Source organism: Sporosarcina luteola (assembly GCF_023715585.1).
Lineage (GTDB): Bacteria > Bacillota > Bacilli > Bacillales_A > Planococcaceae > Sporosarcina > Sporosarcina luteola_D.
Window position 1 is genome coordinate 1,163,089 of sequence record NZ_JAMBOK010000001.1, and the last position, 16,443, is coordinate 1,179,531.

The window sequence follows — 16,443 nt, forward strand, 5'->3', positions numbered from 1 at the left end:
TCCAAAGTTGAATCCAGCTACTGGTCGTATGCTTACCCGCATCAAGGATGTATATTTATATATCCTTGACAGGGGTATTGTCACAACGGAAAATGTTGTCGAAGAATTCGGCATCACTAACCGCACAGCGCAAAGGGACTTGAATGTCCTGGAATACAACGAGCTCATCACAAGCCCTGCCCGCGGAAAATGGACAACAACACAGAAAAAAGTTAAATTGCCCTCCTGACATCACTTCAAAACAAAAGCGAAGGGTGGCGGTTAACTGCGACAGGCATAAGGCGGTTCTGCAAAACGGCGATCTTTGCCCTTTAGCAGAGCTGACTTATGACCCGAGCAGTTGCCACCCGGAGTCTAGACGTTACTAAGATAAGAAAAGGCTGAACCGCTTCAACCGGTTCAGCCCTTTTCATGGCGGAGCATTGCGACTTCCTCTTCAGTCAGCTCCCTGTATTCCCCTAAACGTAAGGAGTCATCCAACTCCAACGGTCCCATCGATAGACGTTTCAAATAGACGACCCGCTTCCCGACCGCTTCGAACATCCGCTTCACTTGATGGAACTTCCCTTCAGTGATCGTCAACTCGATTTCAGAAGTTTCACCTGAATGTAAGACGCGAAGCTGGCCAGGTTTTGTGAAATAGCCATCGTCCAATGTCAATCCTTCGGCGAACTTTTCAATATCGGTTTCGTCGACCCGGCCATCGATATGAGCGTAATACGTTTTCGGAACTTCCTTTTTCGGCGATAATAACTCATGCGCCAGCTTGCCGTCATTTGTAATCAATAGAAATCCTTCCGTATCCTTATCGAGCCTTCCTACCGGAAACGGTTCGAAATGCCGGTGTTCCCCATCCAGCAGATCGATGACGGTACGGTCCCGATCATCCTCCGTAGCGGAGATGACGCCTTGCGGTTTATTCAACATCAAATAAATGAACTCTTTGTAGACGACCTGCTCACCGAGGATCGTCACCTCATCCATTTCCGGATCTACGTGAAGAGCCGGATCCTTAACCTGTTCGGAATTTACCTGTACGGCGCCTTTTTTCAATAGCTGCCGAACTTCCTTACGCGAGCCAAATCCCATATTCGCCAATAATTTATCAAGCCTCATTGATTGTTCACCCTCCAAAACCAAGCTTCTTTGTTATCCTTGTCAACCGGTCACCGAACAGCTTCTGTGCAAGCCCGGATTTTAAAGAAAGTGCTCCATAGACTACTACTCCGACAAGCGCGCAAATCATTACATAAAGCAGCGCCTGCATCTTGCCACTCACAGGACTGAATGCGAGCAGCCCTTTTAATGTATAGTGAACGGCAATGAACATGACAACATTGAAGAGCCCGATGAGGATCAATCGCCTGAACACCATTCTCGAATGGTAATGAAGGACTCTTGAAATGACATAAATATTGATCCCCACCGCGATTGCATATCCGATTGCCGTAGCTGCAATTGCGCCGTTCACTTCGAATAGTTTAATGAGCGGGATATTCAAAATCATTTTGAATAATAGGCCGGTCAATGAAGTGAAGATGATCCATTTATGTTTGTCGATCCCTTGAAGGATAGCGGCTGTCACGGAGTAAAGGCCGAACAGGATTGCTACAGGTGCATATGCCGTCAGTACATCGGCACCGATTGGATTTTCACTATAGAAAAATGTATAGATTTCATTTGAAAGGATCATCAGTCCAAGAACCATCGGAACTGTCAGAAACAGCATGATCTGATACGTTTGGTCGAGCGACCTGGTAATTCCCTTCTGATCATTTTTCGTGTAAAAACTTGTAATGACAGGAATTAACGCCATTGAAAACCCTGTCGCAACCATTACAGGTATCATGACAACTTTATGTGTCAAAAAGTTGAGCATCGTAAAATACATAGTCGTGACGTCTTTTAAACCGATCGACTTCATCGCATCTTTGAACGTGATCATATCTACAAATTGATATAAGGGATTGATGACGCCGACGAGAACGAATGGGATTGTATAACCGATAACTTCTTTGTACATATCGAAAAAAGTAATATTACTTGCCGGTGGACTGCTATCATACAGTTGCTTGAACTCGGGTTTATATTTCAACCAGTATTTATACAAAACAACTAGCCCCGCCAACGCACCGATGAAAGCTGCAAACACAGCAAAGTTAACAGCTGTCCTGGGCGAGAGATCCAAAACATTCACTACGATGAATGCTCCAAGAAGTACAACAATGATCCTAACAATTTGTTCGATAAGCTGTGAAACGGAAGTAGGCAAAAACTTCTGATTTCCTTGCAAGTAACCGCGGACAATACTCATAAGCGGGACAACAAGCAATGCGTAGCTCACCCAACGAATAACGGATGTGACCTCTGCAATCGTAAAATTCTTGTCGTCAGGATCTATGACAAGATGCGCTATCGGTTCCGCCATGAAAAATAAAACCAAGAACGATAAAATCCCTGTAATGACCATGACGAGCATCCCAGATTTCATCAATTTCCGACTGGTTGCATAATCTCCGATTGCATTATATTTGGATATGAATTTTGAGATGGCGAGCGGCGCTCCTGATATAGCGACTGCTAGCGCCAAATTGTAAGGGATATATGCGTATTGGTATAATCCGATATTTTTCTCCCCAACAATCGCATAAAACGGAATGACGTATAAAAGACCGAGCGCCTTCGATAAGAAGAGCCCGATTGTTAAAATAGCGGTGCCTTTTACAAGATTTGATGACATATTTGATCCTTCCAATCTTAAGAACTACTCAACAAAGGTACATACCAGTTTACCCCTCACCGGCGCTTTTCACAATGATTAACTGAATCCAGCCTGTGTCCCCTTCTATCAAATAATAGCAGGATGATTGCATATTCTTCCTAAATCAGTGGAAATTAACCTTAGGCTGGATTCAGTTATCCTCCGGAGGATGTCACGGATTTTCAAAGGAATAAGAAGGCAGTCTAAGTTCGCGACGTCCTAGAGGAAGGCGTCCTAAGTGCGTGACATCGTGTCAAAACGGTCGCATGACTTGCATCCTGCAAGCCCCAACGACTGCATGACCCACATCCTGTGGGCCTCAAGCTCGAAAAAAATCCAGACGCAATTACACCAAGGTGTAATTGATTGGACTACCCATGTATAATAGAGAAAAACTGAAAGTGTGGTTCCATATATGTATGACGTCATAATCATCGGTGGGGGTCCCTCAGGACTGATGGCCTCGATCGCTGCAGCCGAACACGGCAATAAAGTACTTCTTCTCGATAAAGGGAAGAAGCTTGGAAATAAATTATCCATTTCTGGCGGTGGGAGATGCAATGTCACGAATCGATTGCCATTAGAAGAAATCGTGAAAAACATCCCAGGCAACGGAAGATTTTTGTACGGCCCATTTTCCGTCTTCAATAATGAGGATATCATTGCCTTTTTTGAAGGACTCGGGGTGCCGTTGAAAGAAGAGGATCACGGCCGGATGTTCCCTGTCTCGGACAAAGCGAAAGACGTTGTTAATGCGTTGCTTTCGGAAATGGATCGGCTTCACGTCGAAGTGAGATTGTCGACACGCGTGAAGAAATTATTGATGGATGATGAAAGGATTTTGGGCGTGCGGCTTGAAGATGGTGAAGAAATCCGCACAAGAGCAGTTGTTGTCGCGGTAGGCGGTAAGGCTGTTCCGCAAACCGGAAGCACTGGAGACGGGTATCCTTGGGCGGAAAAAGCCGGTCATACCGTAACAGACCTTTATCCGACAGAAGTGCCATTGCTGTCCGACGAACCATTCATCCAATCCAAGGAACTGCAAGGACTTGCATTGCGCGATGTGGCTGTCTCCGTATTGAATGCCAAAGGGAAAACCTTGGTTACTCATCAGATGGACATGTTGTTCACCCATTTCGGGTTGAGCGGGCCTGCGATTTTACGTTGCAGCCAGTTCGTCGTGAAGGAACAGATGAAAAATGGCAGGAAGCCCGTTGAAATGCGGATTGATTCACTCCCTTCGGTGAATGAAGAAAAGGCGTTTCAAATGATTCATACGATGTTGAAAGATGATCCAAAAAAAGCGGTGAAAAACAGTCTGAAAGGAATTGCACCCGAACGGTGGCTGCTGTTTTTATTTGACCGGGCAGGCATTGATGAAGCTGATATCGGTGCAGGACTTTCAAATGAAAAGATCCGCAAGCTAGCCGGGCTGCTGAAAGGATTTCCGATGACTGTGAACGGCACGCAGCCGATTGAAAAAGCATTCGTTACAGGCGGAGGCGTTTCAACGAAGGAAATCGAGCCAAAAACAATGGCATCACGGAAGAAGGCTGGACTTTTCTTCTGCGGAGAGATTTTAGATATACATGGTTATACGGGCGGGTATAATATTACATCCGCGCTCGTTACTGGACGGATTGCTGGGATGAACGCCGGGGCGTTTGCGCAAGATGAAGGCTAATATGCTTACAACATCGGTTTCAATGAAGCCGATGTTTTTTTGACGCTTGGAATGGCTTGCTTTGGACGCGGGGAGCCTTGCTTTAGGCGCAGGGAGCATTGCTTTAGGCGCGGGAAGCCTTGCTTTAGGCGCCGGAGGCATTGCTTTAGGCGCGGAGTGTCTTGCTTTAGGCGCGGGAGGCTTTGCTTTGGGCGCGAAGGGCATTGCTTTAGGCGCGGGAAGCCTTGCTTTAGGCGCGGGGGTATTGCTTTGGACGCCGGAGGACTTGCTTTAGGCGCGGGAGGACTTGCTTTAGGCGCGGAGGGCATTGCTTTAGGCGCCGAAGGCTTTGCTTTAGGCGCGGGAGGACTTGCTTTAGGCGCGGAGGGCATTGCTTTAGGCGCCGAAGGCTTTGCTTTAGGCGCGGGAGGCCACACTTTAGGCGCGGGAGGCCACACTTTAGGCGCGGGAGGCCACACTATAGGCGCTCAGCCATTACTTTGGACACGATTCAACTAAAAAAATCCGAAGAGATGGACACGTCCATTTCCTCGGATTTTATTTTATTTTATTTCAATCAAACAGCTACAATATTAACCAATCTGCCTGGAATTGCAATGACTTTCTTCAATTCCTTACCTTCTATCCATTGCTTCACATCTTCGTCAGCAAGTGCGACTTTTTCAAGATCTTCTTTCGTAATGTCTTTTGCGACGTTGATTTTCGCGCGGACTTTTCCGTTGATTTGGACAGCGACTTCCACTGTATCATCGAAAAGCTTCGACTCATCGTATGTCGGCCAAGCTACGTAAGATATGGATTCGCTATGGCCAAGCTTCTCCCATAGCTCTTCAGCAAGATGCGGAGTGATCGGTGAAATCAGTGTGACAAAACCTTCAACGTATTCTTTCGGAATCGAGTCGGCTTTATATCCTTCATTGATGAACACCATCAATTGAGAAATGGCGGTATTGTTGCGCATTCCTTCAAAGTCTTCGGTCACTTTCTTCACGGTTTGGTGATACACCTTTTCAAGTGCACCGCCCGGCTCCCCGCCAACTTTGGAGCTAAGTGTACCGTCTTCGTTGACGAATAGGCGCCAGATGCGGTCCAAGAAGCGGCGGGATCCATCAAGGCCGTTTGTCGACCATTCTTTCGAAGCTTCAAGCGGCCCCATGAACATTTCGTATAGGCGAAGCGTATCTGCGCCGTGCGAATGGACGATGTCGTCCGGGTTGATGACGTTACCAAGCGACTTGGACATTTTTACATGCCCTTCCCCTAGGATCATTCCTTGGTTGAACAATTTTTGGAAAGGCTCCTTCGTCGGGACAACGCCGATATCGTAAAGCACCTTATGCCAGAAGCGTGCGTATAGAAGGTGAAGAACCGCATGCTCCGCGCCGCCGACGTAGATGTCGACCGGCAGCCAGCGTTCTGCAAGTTTCGGATCGATTAGCATTTCGTCATTATCCGGGTCGATATAGCGCAAGTAATACCAGCAGCTTCCTGCCCATTGCGGCATCGTATTCGTTTCCCGGCGGCCTTTCATGCCCGTGACTGGATCAACAACATTGACCCACTCTTCAATATTCGCAAGCGGCGATTCACCTGTTCCGCTCGGCTTAATGTTATCCGTCTTCGGCAGTGTCAATGGCAATTCGGATTCATCGACAGGAGTCATTGAGCCGTCTTCCCAATGGATAATTGGAATCGGTTCACCCCAATAACGCTGTCTCGAGAATAGCCAATCGCGTAGGCGATACGTGATTTTCTTCTCGCCTTTGCCGTATTCAACGAACCAAGCAATCGCTTTTTCAATTGCTTCATCTTTACCAAGACCATTCAGGAAGTCAGAGTTGATATGCTCTCCATCTCCTGTATATGCCTCTTTTGAAATATCTCCACCTGCAACGACTTCCACAATCGGCAAGTTGAATTCAACCGCAAACTCGTAATCCCGCTCGTCATGCGCTGGGACAGCCATGATCGCGCCAGTTCCATAAGAAGCTAGGACGTAATCCGCAATCCAGATCGGCATCTTTTCACCGCTCGCAGGGTTTATTGCGTAAGCGCCTGTGAATACGCCTGTCTTCTCTTTCGCAAGATCTGTACGTTCCAAGTCGCTTTTCGTTTTCACTTTATCCAAATAAGCGTCAACCGCTTCTCGTTGTTCAGCTGTCGTAATTTTGTCGACAAGCTTATGCTCTGGGGCAAGTACAGCATACGTCGCGCCGAAAATCGTATCTGGGCGTGTCGTGAATGCTTCGAATGAAAGATCCGTACCGTCGATTTCAAACGTCAGTTGAGCGCCTTCAGAACGGCCTATCCAATTGCGCTGCATATCTTTCAAGCTATCCGGCCAATCAACGTCTTCAAGGTCTTCAAGCAGGCGATCCGCATATTCGGTAATTCGCAATACCCATTGGCGCATAGGGCGGCGTTCCACCGGATGTCCGCCACGCTCCGATTTCCCGTCGATGACTTCCTCGTTCGCAAGGACTGTTCCAAGCGCCGGGCACCAGTTCACTGGCACTTCATCGATATATGCCAAGCCCTTTTTATACAATTGGATGAAAATCCATTGCGTCCATTTGTAATATTTCGGATCTGTCGTATTTACTTCACGATCCCAGTCATAGGAAAACCCGAGATCATTCATTTGACGCTTGAACGTCGCGATGTTTTTCGCCGTGAATTCCGCAGGGTCGTTCCCCGTATCGATTGCATATTGCTCAGCAGGCAACCCGAAAGCGTCCCACCCCATCGGATGAAGGACATTATAGCCTTGCTTCCGTTTGAATGAACTTAAGATATCCGTTGCGATATAGCCTAGCGGGTGCCCAACGTGAAGTCCCGCTCCGGAAGGATAAGGGAACATATCAAGCGCGTAGAACTTCGGCTTGGAGTCGTCGTTGACCATTTTGTACGTCTTGTTGTCTTTCCAGTACTGCTGCCATTTTTTCTCGATTTCCACATGTTTATAACTCATTGCAGTTCATTCCTTCCCTCTATATTCAAAATGCGCTATGCGGTTCGCGGAAATAAAAAAACTCCCGTCCCTTAAAAAGATAAGGGACGAGAGGTATATGTACTCCCGCGGTGCCACCCAAATTGACGGCAATGCCGCCCAACTTGTTTCCTTAACGCGGAAAACGGCACCGGCTACTATTCGTTCACCGATACAGGCTCGAAGGCGAGTTCATCGTAGTCGTACAGGCTTGCACCAAACCGCCTGCTCTCTTCAATCGACCGGACCGATTACTGATTCCTTTTCAATGCCAACGCTATTTGAATTCAGTTTATTGTAGTGTACCCGAAATTGTTCCAAAATACAACTAGATGTCTTAAATTTTAATGGAAGTCTCTAGGAAATCCAGTGAGTCCAAGGTCCCTTTTTGGTGATAATTCCGCGGATTCAATAGATAACATTGCATATTCAATAGATAACTCCACCGATTCGATAGATAAGTCGCCTGATTCAATTGATAACTTCACCGATCCGATAGATAACTAAATGCCAAGCCCATTAATAAGGACTTGGCATTTGATGATCAACCAATATTCACTTTCAATTCCGCTTCCGTCGAATTCACAACGTCTTCTACTGTGAATCCTTCGAACACTTCCTTCAATTCCAGACCATCAGGCGTCACGTCGATCAAAGCACGTTCCGTGATGATTTTATGGACGACGCCTTTTCCTGTCAACGGCAGCGAGCATTCTTTCTTGATCTTTGCCGAGCCGTCCTTCGCGACGTGGTCCATGATGACGATGATTTTTTTCGCACCGTGTACGAGATCCATCGCACCGCCCATCCCTTTGATCATCTTGCCTGGAATCATCCAGTTGGCAAGGTCGCCTTTTTCGGACACTTCCATGCCGCCAAGGATCGCTACATCGACATGGCCACCGCGGATCATGGCGAATGATTCTGCACTATCGAAAAATGCGGATCCCGGGATTGTTGTCACAGTTTCTTTGCCTGCGTTGATCAGATCCGGATCGACTTGATCTTCCGTTGGATAAGGGCCAATGCCGAGGAGGCCGTTTTCCGACTGGAGCACGACCGTCTTGTCATCCGATATATAGTTTGCAACTAATGTAGGCATACCGATGCCTAGATTGACATAGTCGCCGTCGTTGATTTCCTTTTCCGCACGTCTTGCAATTCTCTCTCTGAAATTCATCGTGAACATCCCCTTCCCTTATTGAGTCGTCAATCTCTCGATCCGTTTTTCCTGTTCCGCTTGTAGCAACCCTTGCACGTAGATGCTTGGCGTGTGGATCGTCGCTGGATCGAGCTGCCCCGTCTCCACGATTTCCTCCACTTCTGCAATCGTGATCTTGCCTGCAGCCGCCATCATCGGGTTGAAGTTTTGAGCGGTCTTGTTATAGATCAAGTTTCCGATTTTATCCGCCTTCGCTGCGCGAACCAATGCATAGTCGGCGACGAGCGCTTCTTCAAGGACATATTCCTTGCCGTTGAAAATCCTTGTCTCTTTTCCATCCGCCACAGATGTTCCGACTCCAGCAGGTGTGTAAAATGCAGGGATCCCTGCGCCGCCTGCACGGATCTTTTCAGCAAGCGTGCCTTGCGGTGTCAATTCGACTTCAATTTCGCCGGACAGCACTTGACGCTCGAATTCCTTATTTTCTCCGACGTAGGAGCCGATCATCTTCTTAATCTGCTTTTCTTTCAATAAAAGACCAAGACCCCAATCATCCACACCACAATTATTCGAAATGATCGTCAAGTCTTTGACGCCTTTTTCGACGAGTGCCAAAATGAGCTGTTCCGGGATTCCGACAAGTCCGAATCCCCCCACCATTAACGTGGAGCCGTCCTTGATTTCTGAAATCGCTTCCATAGCTGTTGAATAAATCGGTTTCATCTAGCATTCCCCCTTTGAATCCTATAGAAAAATTGAAACTACTCTATATTCATTTAATCAGACTCTTGGGTGGGACGCAATCTTCTAAACAGAAAAACCGGAAATCCTCATTGGATTTCCGGCTTTCGTACAGACTTAAGCGGTCTGTCGTATAGAAGAGTTGTGACAAGTGTAATGGCCATGAGACTCGTCAGCAACAGAAGCATCATTTTCATGCCGTGGATTTCAACTAGAATGCCCCCTGCCAATGGGCCGATCATGCGTCCGATTGTTGCAGCGGAGTTGACGATCCCTTGGTAAAATCCGTCCCTCCCTTTCGGCGCCAGCTGACTTGCCAATGTCGGAATAGCCGGCCACACAATCATTTCACCGAAAGTAAGGATAACCATCGAAACGATGAACATTTTGAATGAGCCTGCAAAACTTACAACGATGAAGGAGAGGATGAAGATGACCGTCCCGATGATCATCTGCGCTTTCAGCTGCTTTTCAAGCCGCTTGATGAGCGGTTTGATAAGAGGTTGTCCAATAACAATCAGCAACCCGTTGATCGTCCAAATGAAACTGTACTCTCTTAAGGTAATGCCCAGTGCTAGTGCATGCGTGGAAATCGTCGTCGACCATTGGGAATAGACGAGCCAGGTGATTAAATAGCCGCCGACTAAAATGAGCAAGGCATAGAAAGGGGCTTTATTCTTAATCCGCGCAGTTTCCCGGATGACGTCCGTATGGCGATCGGGTGCAATTTCCAGCTTTTTATATCCGAAGTAGGCAATGAATAGGAAAACAACATAGAAAACCAAATTCGCAAAGAATATATAATCGATATGCACCGACGCTATCAAACCGGCTAGAGCGGGCCCGATTGCGACTCCGACGTTCTGCGCCAGATAGATTGAGTTGAATGCCTTCCTGCCGCCTTCAGGCCAAATTGTTCCGACCATCGCATACATGCTCGGAAATATGATGCCGCCGCTAAATCCTAATACGGTAAGTAAAATAATATATGGATACCAATTATGGTCGTATACGAGATAGGCAAGTGCCAAAATCGAAATGATGATGCCTGCCATGATGGATTTGAAACCGCCGATCCGGTCAAATAAAAAACCGCCAAGCAGATTCCCGACGACACCCGCTCCTGCGTTCGCCATCAGGACAAGACCGGCGACCGCCAACGACTTACCGAGATATTCATGCATATATATCGTATTCAATGGCCAAAGGAACGAGTTCCCTATGACATTGACAAACATTCCTATGATGAGAAGCCAAACTTTATTGGGTATTTCCATTTTGGGCAATTCCATCGCCTCCGATCTCTATCTACTACTCATGAAAGCTACTTCGAGTGTATGTCTTTTTCTGGATTCAGACAACAAAAACGGAATATGTTCCGCAATTCAGATGACACTGAGCAGATCCAAAATGGTACAATCTACTGTTAGAGGAGTTGAAATGATGGATGACTTCATTTATCCGTTCCCTACTGAGGGGAAACGGTATCATACATGGTCCAGGCATTTGAAGGATGAATTCGGGTTCAAAATATTCAAGGTCGCTCTCGATGCCGGCTTTGATTGTCCGAACCGCGACGGAACAGTAGCTTTCGGCGGCTGTACGTTTTGCAGCGTTGCAGGCTCAGGCGACTTTGCAGGAGACCGGGCGAAGCCGATTGAAGTCCAGTTCAATGAAATCCGCGACCGGATGCATCAGAAGTGGAAAGAAGGCAAGTACATCGCCTATTTCCAAGCGTACACGAATACACATGCCCCGCTGCCCGTTTTGAAGGAGAAGTTCGAAGCGGCCCTAGCCCAACCTGGTGTCGTCGGCCTATCCATAGGTACACGCCCCGACTGCCTTCCCGATGATGTCGTCGACTATTTGGCTGAGCTGAATGAACGGACGTATTTATGGGTTGAATTAGGCTTGCAGACTGTTCATGAAAAAACGGCAAAGATCGTGAACAGGGCCCATGATTATGCCACATACGTTGCAGGCGTAGACAAATTGCGGAAGCACGGCATCCGCGTCTGCACCCATATCATCAATGGCCTTCCGCTAGAAGATAGAGAGATGATGATGGAAACGGCAAGACAAGTGGCGAAGCTCGATGTGCAAGGCATCAAGATCCATTTACTGCACTTGTTGAAAGGGACGCCGATGGTCAAACAATATGAAAAGGGTTTGTTGGAGTTCCTTGGGAAGGATGAATATATCAACCTCGTCGTCGATCAGCTGGAAATACTTCCGCCAAGCATGATTGTCCACCGGATCACCGGTGACGGTCCACTCGATCTGATGATAGGTCCGATGTGGAGTGCGTCGAAGTGGGATGTGCTGAACGGCATTGACAAGGAATTGGAACGCCGCAGCAGCTATCAGGGCAAGTTTAATGGAAAGGAGGTTGAACATAGATGAGTGATATTTTATTGCATCGCGTCTTGCCATTTTCGAAACGGTTGATCAGCGAAACTGTTCTACCGGGTGAGACGGTTGTCGATGCGACTGCAGGAAACGGAAATGACACGTTATTCCTCGCGGAGCTCGTTGGTGAAGAAGGACGCGTTTTCGCTTTCGATATCCAGCAAGCTGCTCTCGAGGCGACTGCAAACAGATTGAACAACCTCAATGACCGTGTCTCGTTGATTTTGGACAGTCATGCGAATGTGGATACATACGTCAAGACACCGATTGCGGGAGCGATGTTCAATTTAGGGTATCTTCCGTATAGTGAAGACTTATCCATCATTACAAAACCGGATTCCACAATCGAAGCACTCGATAAGCTTCTGGGCATGCTGAAAAAGGGTGGAATTATAACGATTTCCGTCTATGATGGGCATGAAGGCGGGAAGGAAGAGCGCGATGCTTTGCTCGATTATGTAAAGTCGCTGCACCAGGCAGATGTTCATGTCGTCCGTTATGAATTGCTCAATCAACGAAAAAATCCTCCATTTTTGATCGCAATCGAAAAAGTGAGGGATTTTGAAGAAGTTGTGCGCGTGGAAGAGTAAGAAAACGCTTGGAACCTTTTTGTTCCAAGCGTTTTTTCATTCCCCGATCTGCCGGATATCCGCAATCGGGACCAGCTTATCAAAGTCATCTCGGTCCATCACGGTAATCAGTTTGCTCGCAGTCTCTTCCGCACTGCTTAAATGCCCCTGCTGTTTGTAGTCGACAAAACGGTTGTGCAACGGGAAATCAGCCGGATTGCTTGATCGGATCGTTTCCTGCATGCCGGTGTCGATAATTCCCGGAGCAATCGAGATTACATTTACTGGGTATTTGGCCTTTTCCTGCTCAAGCGATACGACGCGGGAGAAATGATCGAGTCCCGCTTTCGTCGTACAATAAACGCCCCAACCCTCGTACGGATTCCTACCAGCTCCTGACGATATATTTATAATCCTCTTCTTTCCTTCGAAACTTTCAAGCGCGGATATAAACGCATTTGAAAGGATCATGGGTGCTGTTAGATTGACAGCAAGCGCATCTGTCAGTTTCGTTTCGTCGATCGTACCGATCAACCCGATTGGTTCCACCGTTCCTGCATTATTAATCAACGTAAAGGAAGTTGCTGATGTAAGGTTCTCTTCTACAATAGTCACAATGACATCAGCCAATCGATCGGTCAGCGAAAGATCCACAGTCAGCATATCTTCATCCCGACTTTCATTCGTCCGGGCGATGCCGATCACCTTTTCCCCCCTACCCTTCAACTGTTTCATCAATTCAGAACCAATTCCTTTAGATGCTCCGGTTACAATAAATAAGTTCATTTGACTTCCCCTTTCATCTCGATGTCAGTCAGCAATGGCTCCTCTTGAATTGCATCTTCCCCAATTTTTACTTTCTCTGGAATCTCAAAATAAGCAATCCAAATATATAATGCAATTGCAAGTATTGCGATTACCCCGATGATCAACCTTCTCTTCTCCATCTCCACTCCCCATTCCTACACGTTTTACTTCATTTTACCATGACAGATGAGAGATTGGAGGAATTAAAATAGCCAACCCCTTCCAGAATAGAAGAGATTGGCCCTATCGTCATTTCAATATTTTTATTTTCACGTCTTTCCTTCCCCATTTAAACGCTTCGCTTTTTTTAGGGAAGAAGACATCGATTTTATTTCCTTTAATCGCGCCGCCAGTATCGCCTGCGATAGCATATCCGTATCCTTCCACGTACACTTTCGTGCCCAATGCTATAATGGATGGATCAACAGCAATCACTTTTGCATCGGGATTGCGCTTCAAGTTGATGCCTGTTGAGGTGATGCCGGAGCAACCGTTGCAACTCGCCGTATACGCACTTGCGGAAACTGTGATTTCCTTTACTACATTGTCGTCATCGGATCGCGATGGTGTTTTGGCAACCTTTTTTTGAGCAGCTGCAGTCTTAACGACTTTCAAGTTCTGATTCGGATGAATGACATTAGATTTCATGCCGTTCCATGTTTTCAATTCTTTTACCGTTACTTTATGGAGAGCCGCAATTCTATAAAGCGTGTCTCCTTTTTTGACCTTATACGTTGAAGAGGCTGCAAAACTTTCGGTCGTACCACCGATCAATAAAACTACTGTAAAAATAAGCGTCACAATATGTTTTCTCAAGTTTTCTACTCCCCGCCTTTTTTAGTCTACTCATAGATTAGCAGTGAAGTATTACATGCATGTTACAGTTTGCAACCATTCTCGTTACAAAAGAAAAGGAAATATTACGTTGGAAGGAAGATGGGATTGACAGAAATTTTAGTAAGAACAGCCAGAAAGAATGAAGCAAAATCCCTTGCTGACTTGCTTTTCCGATGCCAGTGGTTCACGTATGGAGAGCTGTTCACAAACGCCTATATTGAGCGGTTAATTGAGAAATATTACAATGTCGAACGCGTCAAACAGGAAGTCACAACAACCGACAAAAAGTGGCACGGCTACATTGTCGCTGAAAAGGAAGGACAGCTTCTCGGAGTTATTGGCGGCGGCATGAAACAGGAGACCGATGGAGAGATTTACGTCTTCTATGTTGCCCCTGAAGCAAGAGGCAAAGGAATAGGTTCCAGACTCCTCAATTTTTATACAAAAATACAAAAGCATACGTATGGAGCGGACCGTCAGTGGGTTTCGGTTGCAAAAGGAAATATTTACGGAATCCCATTTTATGAAGCGAAAGGTTTTATCTTTGAGCGGGAAGAAGTTTCTTACGGTGCGACCGAAGCGGATGAAGATATATCACTCGTTTATTCCCGCAGGATCTAACTGATATATTGTATATAAAAAATTTCATCCCGCATTCTTTTCATGTATACTACTAGTACTAGATACGAAGCAGGACATGCTAGTCAAATTGCAAGCAGGATGGTGATCAGCAATGCCGATACCTTCGGAGCATCAAAGACCGACACGCGTGACAGCGAAAGAAAGTGCATTTACTCAATTGCAGCAATGGATAATTGACGGCACATTGCAGCCAGGCGAAAAGCTGAATGATATTGAACTGGCGGAAGCTCTCGGGGTTAGCAGAACGCCAATCCGCGAATCGCTTCAGTTGCTTGAGGTCCAAGGGTTCGTGAAGATGTATCCTGGAAAAGCGACACAAGTGACAGAGGTGGACAAAGAATCGATTAATGACCTCTTGCCCCCGTTAGCTGCCATGCAAGCTTTATCCACAGAGCTTGCAGCCCCTAACCTGGATGAAAACGTCATAATAGAATTGGAAGAGACGAATAATCGTTTTGCCAAGGCAGTCCAGAAAGAGGATTATTTTACGGCATTGAAAATCGACGAAGACTTTCATCAAATCATCGTCGACCAAGCGGCAAACAAATATATTCATTCCATTGTTGCTTCGCTGCAAACCCATGTCCGTCGTTTGTTCTTCCATAACTCGATCATTTTGACGGAAAAATCGATTGACGAGCATAAGGATATTATCAGATTACTGAAAGAAGGCAACGGGGAAAAAGCAGCGTCGATCATGCGTGAAAACTGGCTTCGTGCCATCGACGAATTTCATTCCAAGAAGACAGACTAAAAAAGGACTCCAGCTTTTTAAAATGCACTGAAAAAGTGCATTAAAGTCAGTACCCACTTGGAACACTGTTGATTTGCTCTCCAGGCGGACGCTTTCCGCGGGGCGGGCGGTGAGCCTCCTCGTCCGCGACGCTGCGCTTTAGCTACCTGCGGGGTCTCACCTGACCCGCTTATCCCGCTGGAGTCGCCGCCTTTCGCTCCAATCAACATCAAGGTTCACAGTGCTAGCCGCTTGAAATAAAATGAGCCCGACATCATTGAGATTGATGTTGGGCTTCTTGCGTTTGCTGTATAATAGGTCGGCCATAAAATCAATTTTCAATCCTTCACAGTGACCACTTTGAATGACGTAAATGGTTGTCGATGAATGGTGTAAAATAGCTTAGAGTCACCAAAAACCTCTAACTCCCTGTCAGCTCCATCCCCTAAGAGCTTCACTTTTTGAATAGATAGACCAAATATTTATTTAGACTTAAAGAAATATGCCAGGATAGGAAGTGTAGCTACAATCAGCGCACTTTGAATAAATGTTACAATAATATCTCTCAACCAAGACTTGTTTTCTGGGGAACGATATACTATTTTTTGAAACACAAATAAAATTACCCACCAGATCAGGAAAGATACAAAGATAAAATTAAAACTACCGTAATAATCAACGTACAACTTGACTACCTCCCTTTTTTCAATTTAATAGCTACGTTTGAGGCGCACAAGCAACAGTTAGTATGCAGCGTAATGGCTCTAAAACCGATAAAGGCAAATCATTTATAAAGTAAACGCACCCGGTAATTAAAAGATATTTTTTACCCAAGTCATTATATAAACAATTAAAAATGGTTCAAACCATACAACGAAAAATAAAATAACAAAAAAAGAAACGCCTGATATTATTTTCAATACACCTTTTTCTTTTTTTGAAAGAGCGATGAAACTAAAGACAATCCCAAGCAATAAAAGTAAAAATCCAACGAAAACAATGGGCTCATTTATCTCTGGTAAAATCCAATTAAACAGGAGTGCTAGTAATCCAAGTGTTATAAATACAATCGACCAAACACTAAAAGTTTTCAAATTGGTTCAACCTCC

General features: G+C 46.0%; 18 protein-coding genes and 1 other annotated feature. Of the genes, 8 read left to right on the forward strand and 10 right to left on the reverse strand.

Features of this window, described 5'->3' with window-relative positions:
- Positions 1 to 7 precede the first annotated feature (7 nt).
- Positions 8 to 229 carry a DeoR family transcriptional regulator gene (locus M3193_RS05890; RefSeq protein WP_251625097.1) on the forward strand — a complete coding sequence of 74 codons (222 nt, stop codon included), beginning with the start codon at positions 8 to 10 and terminating at the stop codon, positions 227 to 229.
- Positions 230 to 399: 170 nt separating this feature from the next.
- Here the strand turns inward: M3193_RS05890 and M3193_RS05895 are convergent, their stop codons facing one another.
- Entirely contained in the window at positions 400 to 1,116 is a 717-nt protein-coding gene (locus tag M3193_RS05895; RefSeq protein ID WP_251625099.1) for a pseudouridine synthase, read from the reverse strand.
- A 7-nt stretch (positions 1,117 to 1,123) separates the two neighbouring features.
- On the reverse strand, positions 1,124 to 2,740 hold the full coding sequence (locus M3193_RS05900) for a putative polysaccharide biosynthesis protein (RefSeq protein WP_251625101.1): 1,617 nt from the start codon (positions 2,738 to 2,740) through the stop codon (positions 1,124 to 1,126).
- A 436-nt stretch (positions 2,741 to 3,176) separates the two neighbouring features.
- On the opposite strand from M3193_RS05900, the gene M3193_RS05905 reads away from it, so the two are divergent.
- The 3 genes from M3193_RS05905 to M3193_RS05915 all read left to right on the forward strand — a co-directional run bounded on the left by M3193_RS05905 (position 3,177) and on the right by M3193_RS05915 (position 4,943).
- Positions 3,177 to 4,445: an NAD(P)/FAD-dependent oxidoreductase gene (locus M3193_RS05905; RefSeq protein WP_251625103.1), complete on the forward strand. Its 1,269-nt coding sequence runs from the start codon at positions 3,177 to 3,179 to the stop codon at positions 4,443 to 4,445.
- A gap of 61 nt (positions 4,446 to 4,506) precedes the next feature.
- The gene (locus tag M3193_RS05910) at positions 4,507 to 4,719 is read left to right on the forward strand and encodes a hypothetical protein (protein WP_251625105.1); all 213 of its coding nucleotides are present in this window, start codon (positions 4,507 to 4,509) and stop codon (positions 4,717 to 4,719) included.
- Positions 4,695 to 4,943, forward strand: coding sequence for a hypothetical protein (locus tag M3193_RS05915; protein ID WP_251625107.1), 249 nt, complete (start codon positions 4,695 to 4,697; stop codon positions 4,941 to 4,943). Before M3193_RS05910 ends, M3193_RS05915 begins: the two co-directional genes overlap by 25 nt.
- A 58-nt stretch (positions 4,944 to 5,001) precedes the next feature.
- Here the strand turns inward: M3193_RS05915 and leuS are convergent, their stop codons facing one another.
- The 4 genes from leuS to M3193_RS05935 form a co-directional block, all read right to left on the reverse strand.
- Positions 5,002 to 7,416, reverse strand: coding sequence for a leucine--tRNA ligase (gene leuS, locus M3193_RS05920; RefSeq protein WP_251625108.1), 2,415 nt, complete (start codon positions 7,414 to 7,416; stop codon positions 5,002 to 5,004).
- Positions 7,417 to 7,495: 79 nt separating this feature from the next.
- Positions 7,496 to 7,712 (reverse strand) — a binding site (T-box leader).
- A 266-nt stretch (positions 7,713 to 7,978) separates the two neighbouring features.
- Complete coding sequence (locus M3193_RS05925; protein WP_251625109.1) at positions 7,979 to 8,623, reverse strand: 3-oxoacid CoA-transferase subunit B; 645 nt, start codon at positions 8,621 to 8,623, stop codon at positions 7,979 to 7,981.
- A gap of 9 nt (positions 8,624 to 8,632) precedes the next feature.
- A complete protein-coding gene (locus M3193_RS05930) occupies positions 8,633 to 9,319 on the reverse strand; it encodes a CoA transferase subunit A (protein WP_251625110.1) in 687 nt (228 codons plus the stop codon).
- Positions 9,320 to 9,426: 107 nt separating this feature from the next.
- Positions 9,427 to 10,608 carry an MDR family MFS transporter gene (locus tag M3193_RS05935; RefSeq protein ID WP_251627231.1) on the reverse strand — a complete coding sequence of 394 codons (1,182 nt, stop codon included), beginning with the start codon at positions 10,606 to 10,608 and terminating at the stop codon, positions 9,427 to 9,429.
- A gap of 172 nt (positions 10,609 to 10,780) precedes the next feature.
- Between M3193_RS05935 and M3193_RS05940 the strand changes: the two genes are divergently transcribed.
- Both M3193_RS05940 and M3193_RS05945 read left to right on the forward strand, forming a co-directional pair.
- Positions 10,781 to 11,740 carry a TIGR01212 family radical SAM protein gene (locus M3193_RS05940; RefSeq protein ID WP_251625111.1) on the forward strand — a complete coding sequence of 320 codons (960 nt, stop codon included), beginning with the start codon at positions 10,781 to 10,783 and terminating at the stop codon, positions 11,738 to 11,740.
- Positions 11,737 to 12,336 (forward strand): class I SAM-dependent methyltransferase, encoded by a 600-nt coding sequence (locus tag M3193_RS05945; RefSeq protein WP_251625112.1) that lies wholly within the window; start codon positions 11,737 to 11,739, stop codon positions 12,334 to 12,336. The genes M3193_RS05940 and M3193_RS05945 overlap by 4 nt, the downstream gene beginning before the upstream one ends.
- A 36-nt stretch (positions 12,337 to 12,372) precedes the next feature.
- Here the strand turns inward: M3193_RS05945 and M3193_RS05950 are convergent, their stop codons facing one another.
- From M3193_RS05950 to M3193_RS05960, 3 genes are all read right to left on the reverse strand, one after another.
- Positions 12,373 to 13,101 carry an SDR family NAD(P)-dependent oxidoreductase gene (locus M3193_RS05950; RefSeq protein WP_251625113.1) on the reverse strand — a complete coding sequence of 243 codons (729 nt, stop codon included), beginning with the start codon at positions 13,099 to 13,101 and terminating at the stop codon, positions 12,373 to 12,375.
- Positions 13,098 to 13,262 (reverse strand): hypothetical protein, encoded by a 165-nt coding sequence (locus tag M3193_RS05955; protein WP_251625114.1) that lies wholly within the window; start codon positions 13,260 to 13,262, stop codon positions 13,098 to 13,100. Before M3193_RS05955 ends, M3193_RS05950 begins: the two co-directional genes overlap by 4 nt.
- A 109-nt stretch (positions 13,263 to 13,371) precedes the next feature.
- A complete protein-coding gene (locus M3193_RS05960; protein WP_251625115.1) occupies positions 13,372 to 13,938 on the reverse strand; it encodes a LysM peptidoglycan-binding and 3D domain-containing protein in 567 nt (188 codons plus the stop codon).
- A 126-nt stretch (positions 13,939 to 14,064) separates the two neighbouring features.
- Between M3193_RS05960 and M3193_RS05965 the strand changes: the two genes are divergently transcribed.
- Both M3193_RS05965 and M3193_RS05970 read left to right on the forward strand, forming a co-directional pair.
- Positions 14,065 to 14,580 carry a GNAT family N-acetyltransferase gene (locus tag M3193_RS05965; RefSeq protein ID WP_251625116.1) on the forward strand — a complete coding sequence of 172 codons (516 nt, stop codon included), beginning with the start codon at positions 14,065 to 14,067 and terminating at the stop codon, positions 14,578 to 14,580.
- Between the two features lie 112 nt (positions 14,581 to 14,692).
- Positions 14,693 to 15,355: a GntR family transcriptional regulator gene (locus M3193_RS05970; RefSeq protein WP_251625117.1), complete on the forward strand. Its 663-nt coding sequence runs from the start codon at positions 14,693 to 14,695 to the stop codon at positions 15,353 to 15,355.
- A 791-nt stretch (positions 15,356 to 16,146) separates the two neighbouring features.
- On the opposite strand, the gene M3193_RS05975 is transcribed toward M3193_RS05970, so the two are convergent.
- Positions 16,147 to 16,428, reverse strand: coding sequence for a hypothetical protein (locus tag M3193_RS05975; protein ID WP_251625118.1), 282 nt, complete (start codon positions 16,426 to 16,428; stop codon positions 16,147 to 16,149).
- Positions 16,429 to 16,443 lie beyond the last annotated feature (15 nt).

What these genes read in the sequence shown, in the direction of transcription:
- M3193_RS05895 (WP_251625099.1), bottom strand. Translation starts at nt 1,116, where the DNA reads ATGAGGCTTGATAAATTATTGGCGAATATGGGATTTGGCTCGCGTAAG.
- M3193_RS05955 (WP_251625114.1), bottom strand. Translation starts at nt 13,262, where the DNA reads ATGGAGAAGAGAAGGTTGATCATCGGGGTAATCGCAATACTTGCAATT.
- M3193_RS05970 (WP_251625117.1), top strand. Translation starts at nt 14,693, where the DNA reads ATGCCGATACCTTCGGAGCATCAAAGACCGACACGCGTGACAGCGAAA.
- M3193_RS05925 (WP_251625109.1), bottom strand. Translation starts at nt 8,623, where the DNA reads ATGTTCACGATGAATTTCAGAGAGAGAATTGCAAGACGTGCGGAAAAG.
- M3193_RS05905 (WP_251625103.1), top strand. Translation starts at nt 3,177, where the DNA reads ATGTATGACGTCATAATCATCGGTGGGGGTCCCTCAGGACTGATGGCC.
- M3193_RS05930 (WP_251625110.1), bottom strand. Translation starts at nt 9,319, where the DNA reads ATGAAACCGATTTATTCAACAGCTATGGAAGCGATTTCAGAAATCAAG.
- M3193_RS05950 (WP_251625113.1), bottom strand. Translation starts at nt 13,101, where the DNA reads ATGAACTTATTTATTGTAACCGGAGCATCTAAAGGAATTGGTTCTGAA.
- M3193_RS05940 (WP_251625111.1), top strand. Translation starts at nt 10,781, where the DNA reads ATGGATGACTTCATTTATCCGTTCCCTACTGAGGGGAAACGGTATCAT.
- M3193_RS05900 (WP_251625101.1), bottom strand. Translation starts at nt 2,740, where the DNA reads ATGTCATCAAATCTTGTAAAAGGCACCGCTATTTTAACAATCGGGCTC.
- M3193_RS05945 (WP_251625112.1), top strand. Translation starts at nt 11,737, where the DNA reads ATGAGTGATATTTTATTGCATCGCGTCTTGCCATTTTCGAAACGGTTG.
- leuS (WP_251625108.1), bottom strand. Translation starts at nt 7,416, where the DNA reads ATGAGTTATAAACATGTGGAAATCGAGAAAAAATGGCAGCAGTACTGG.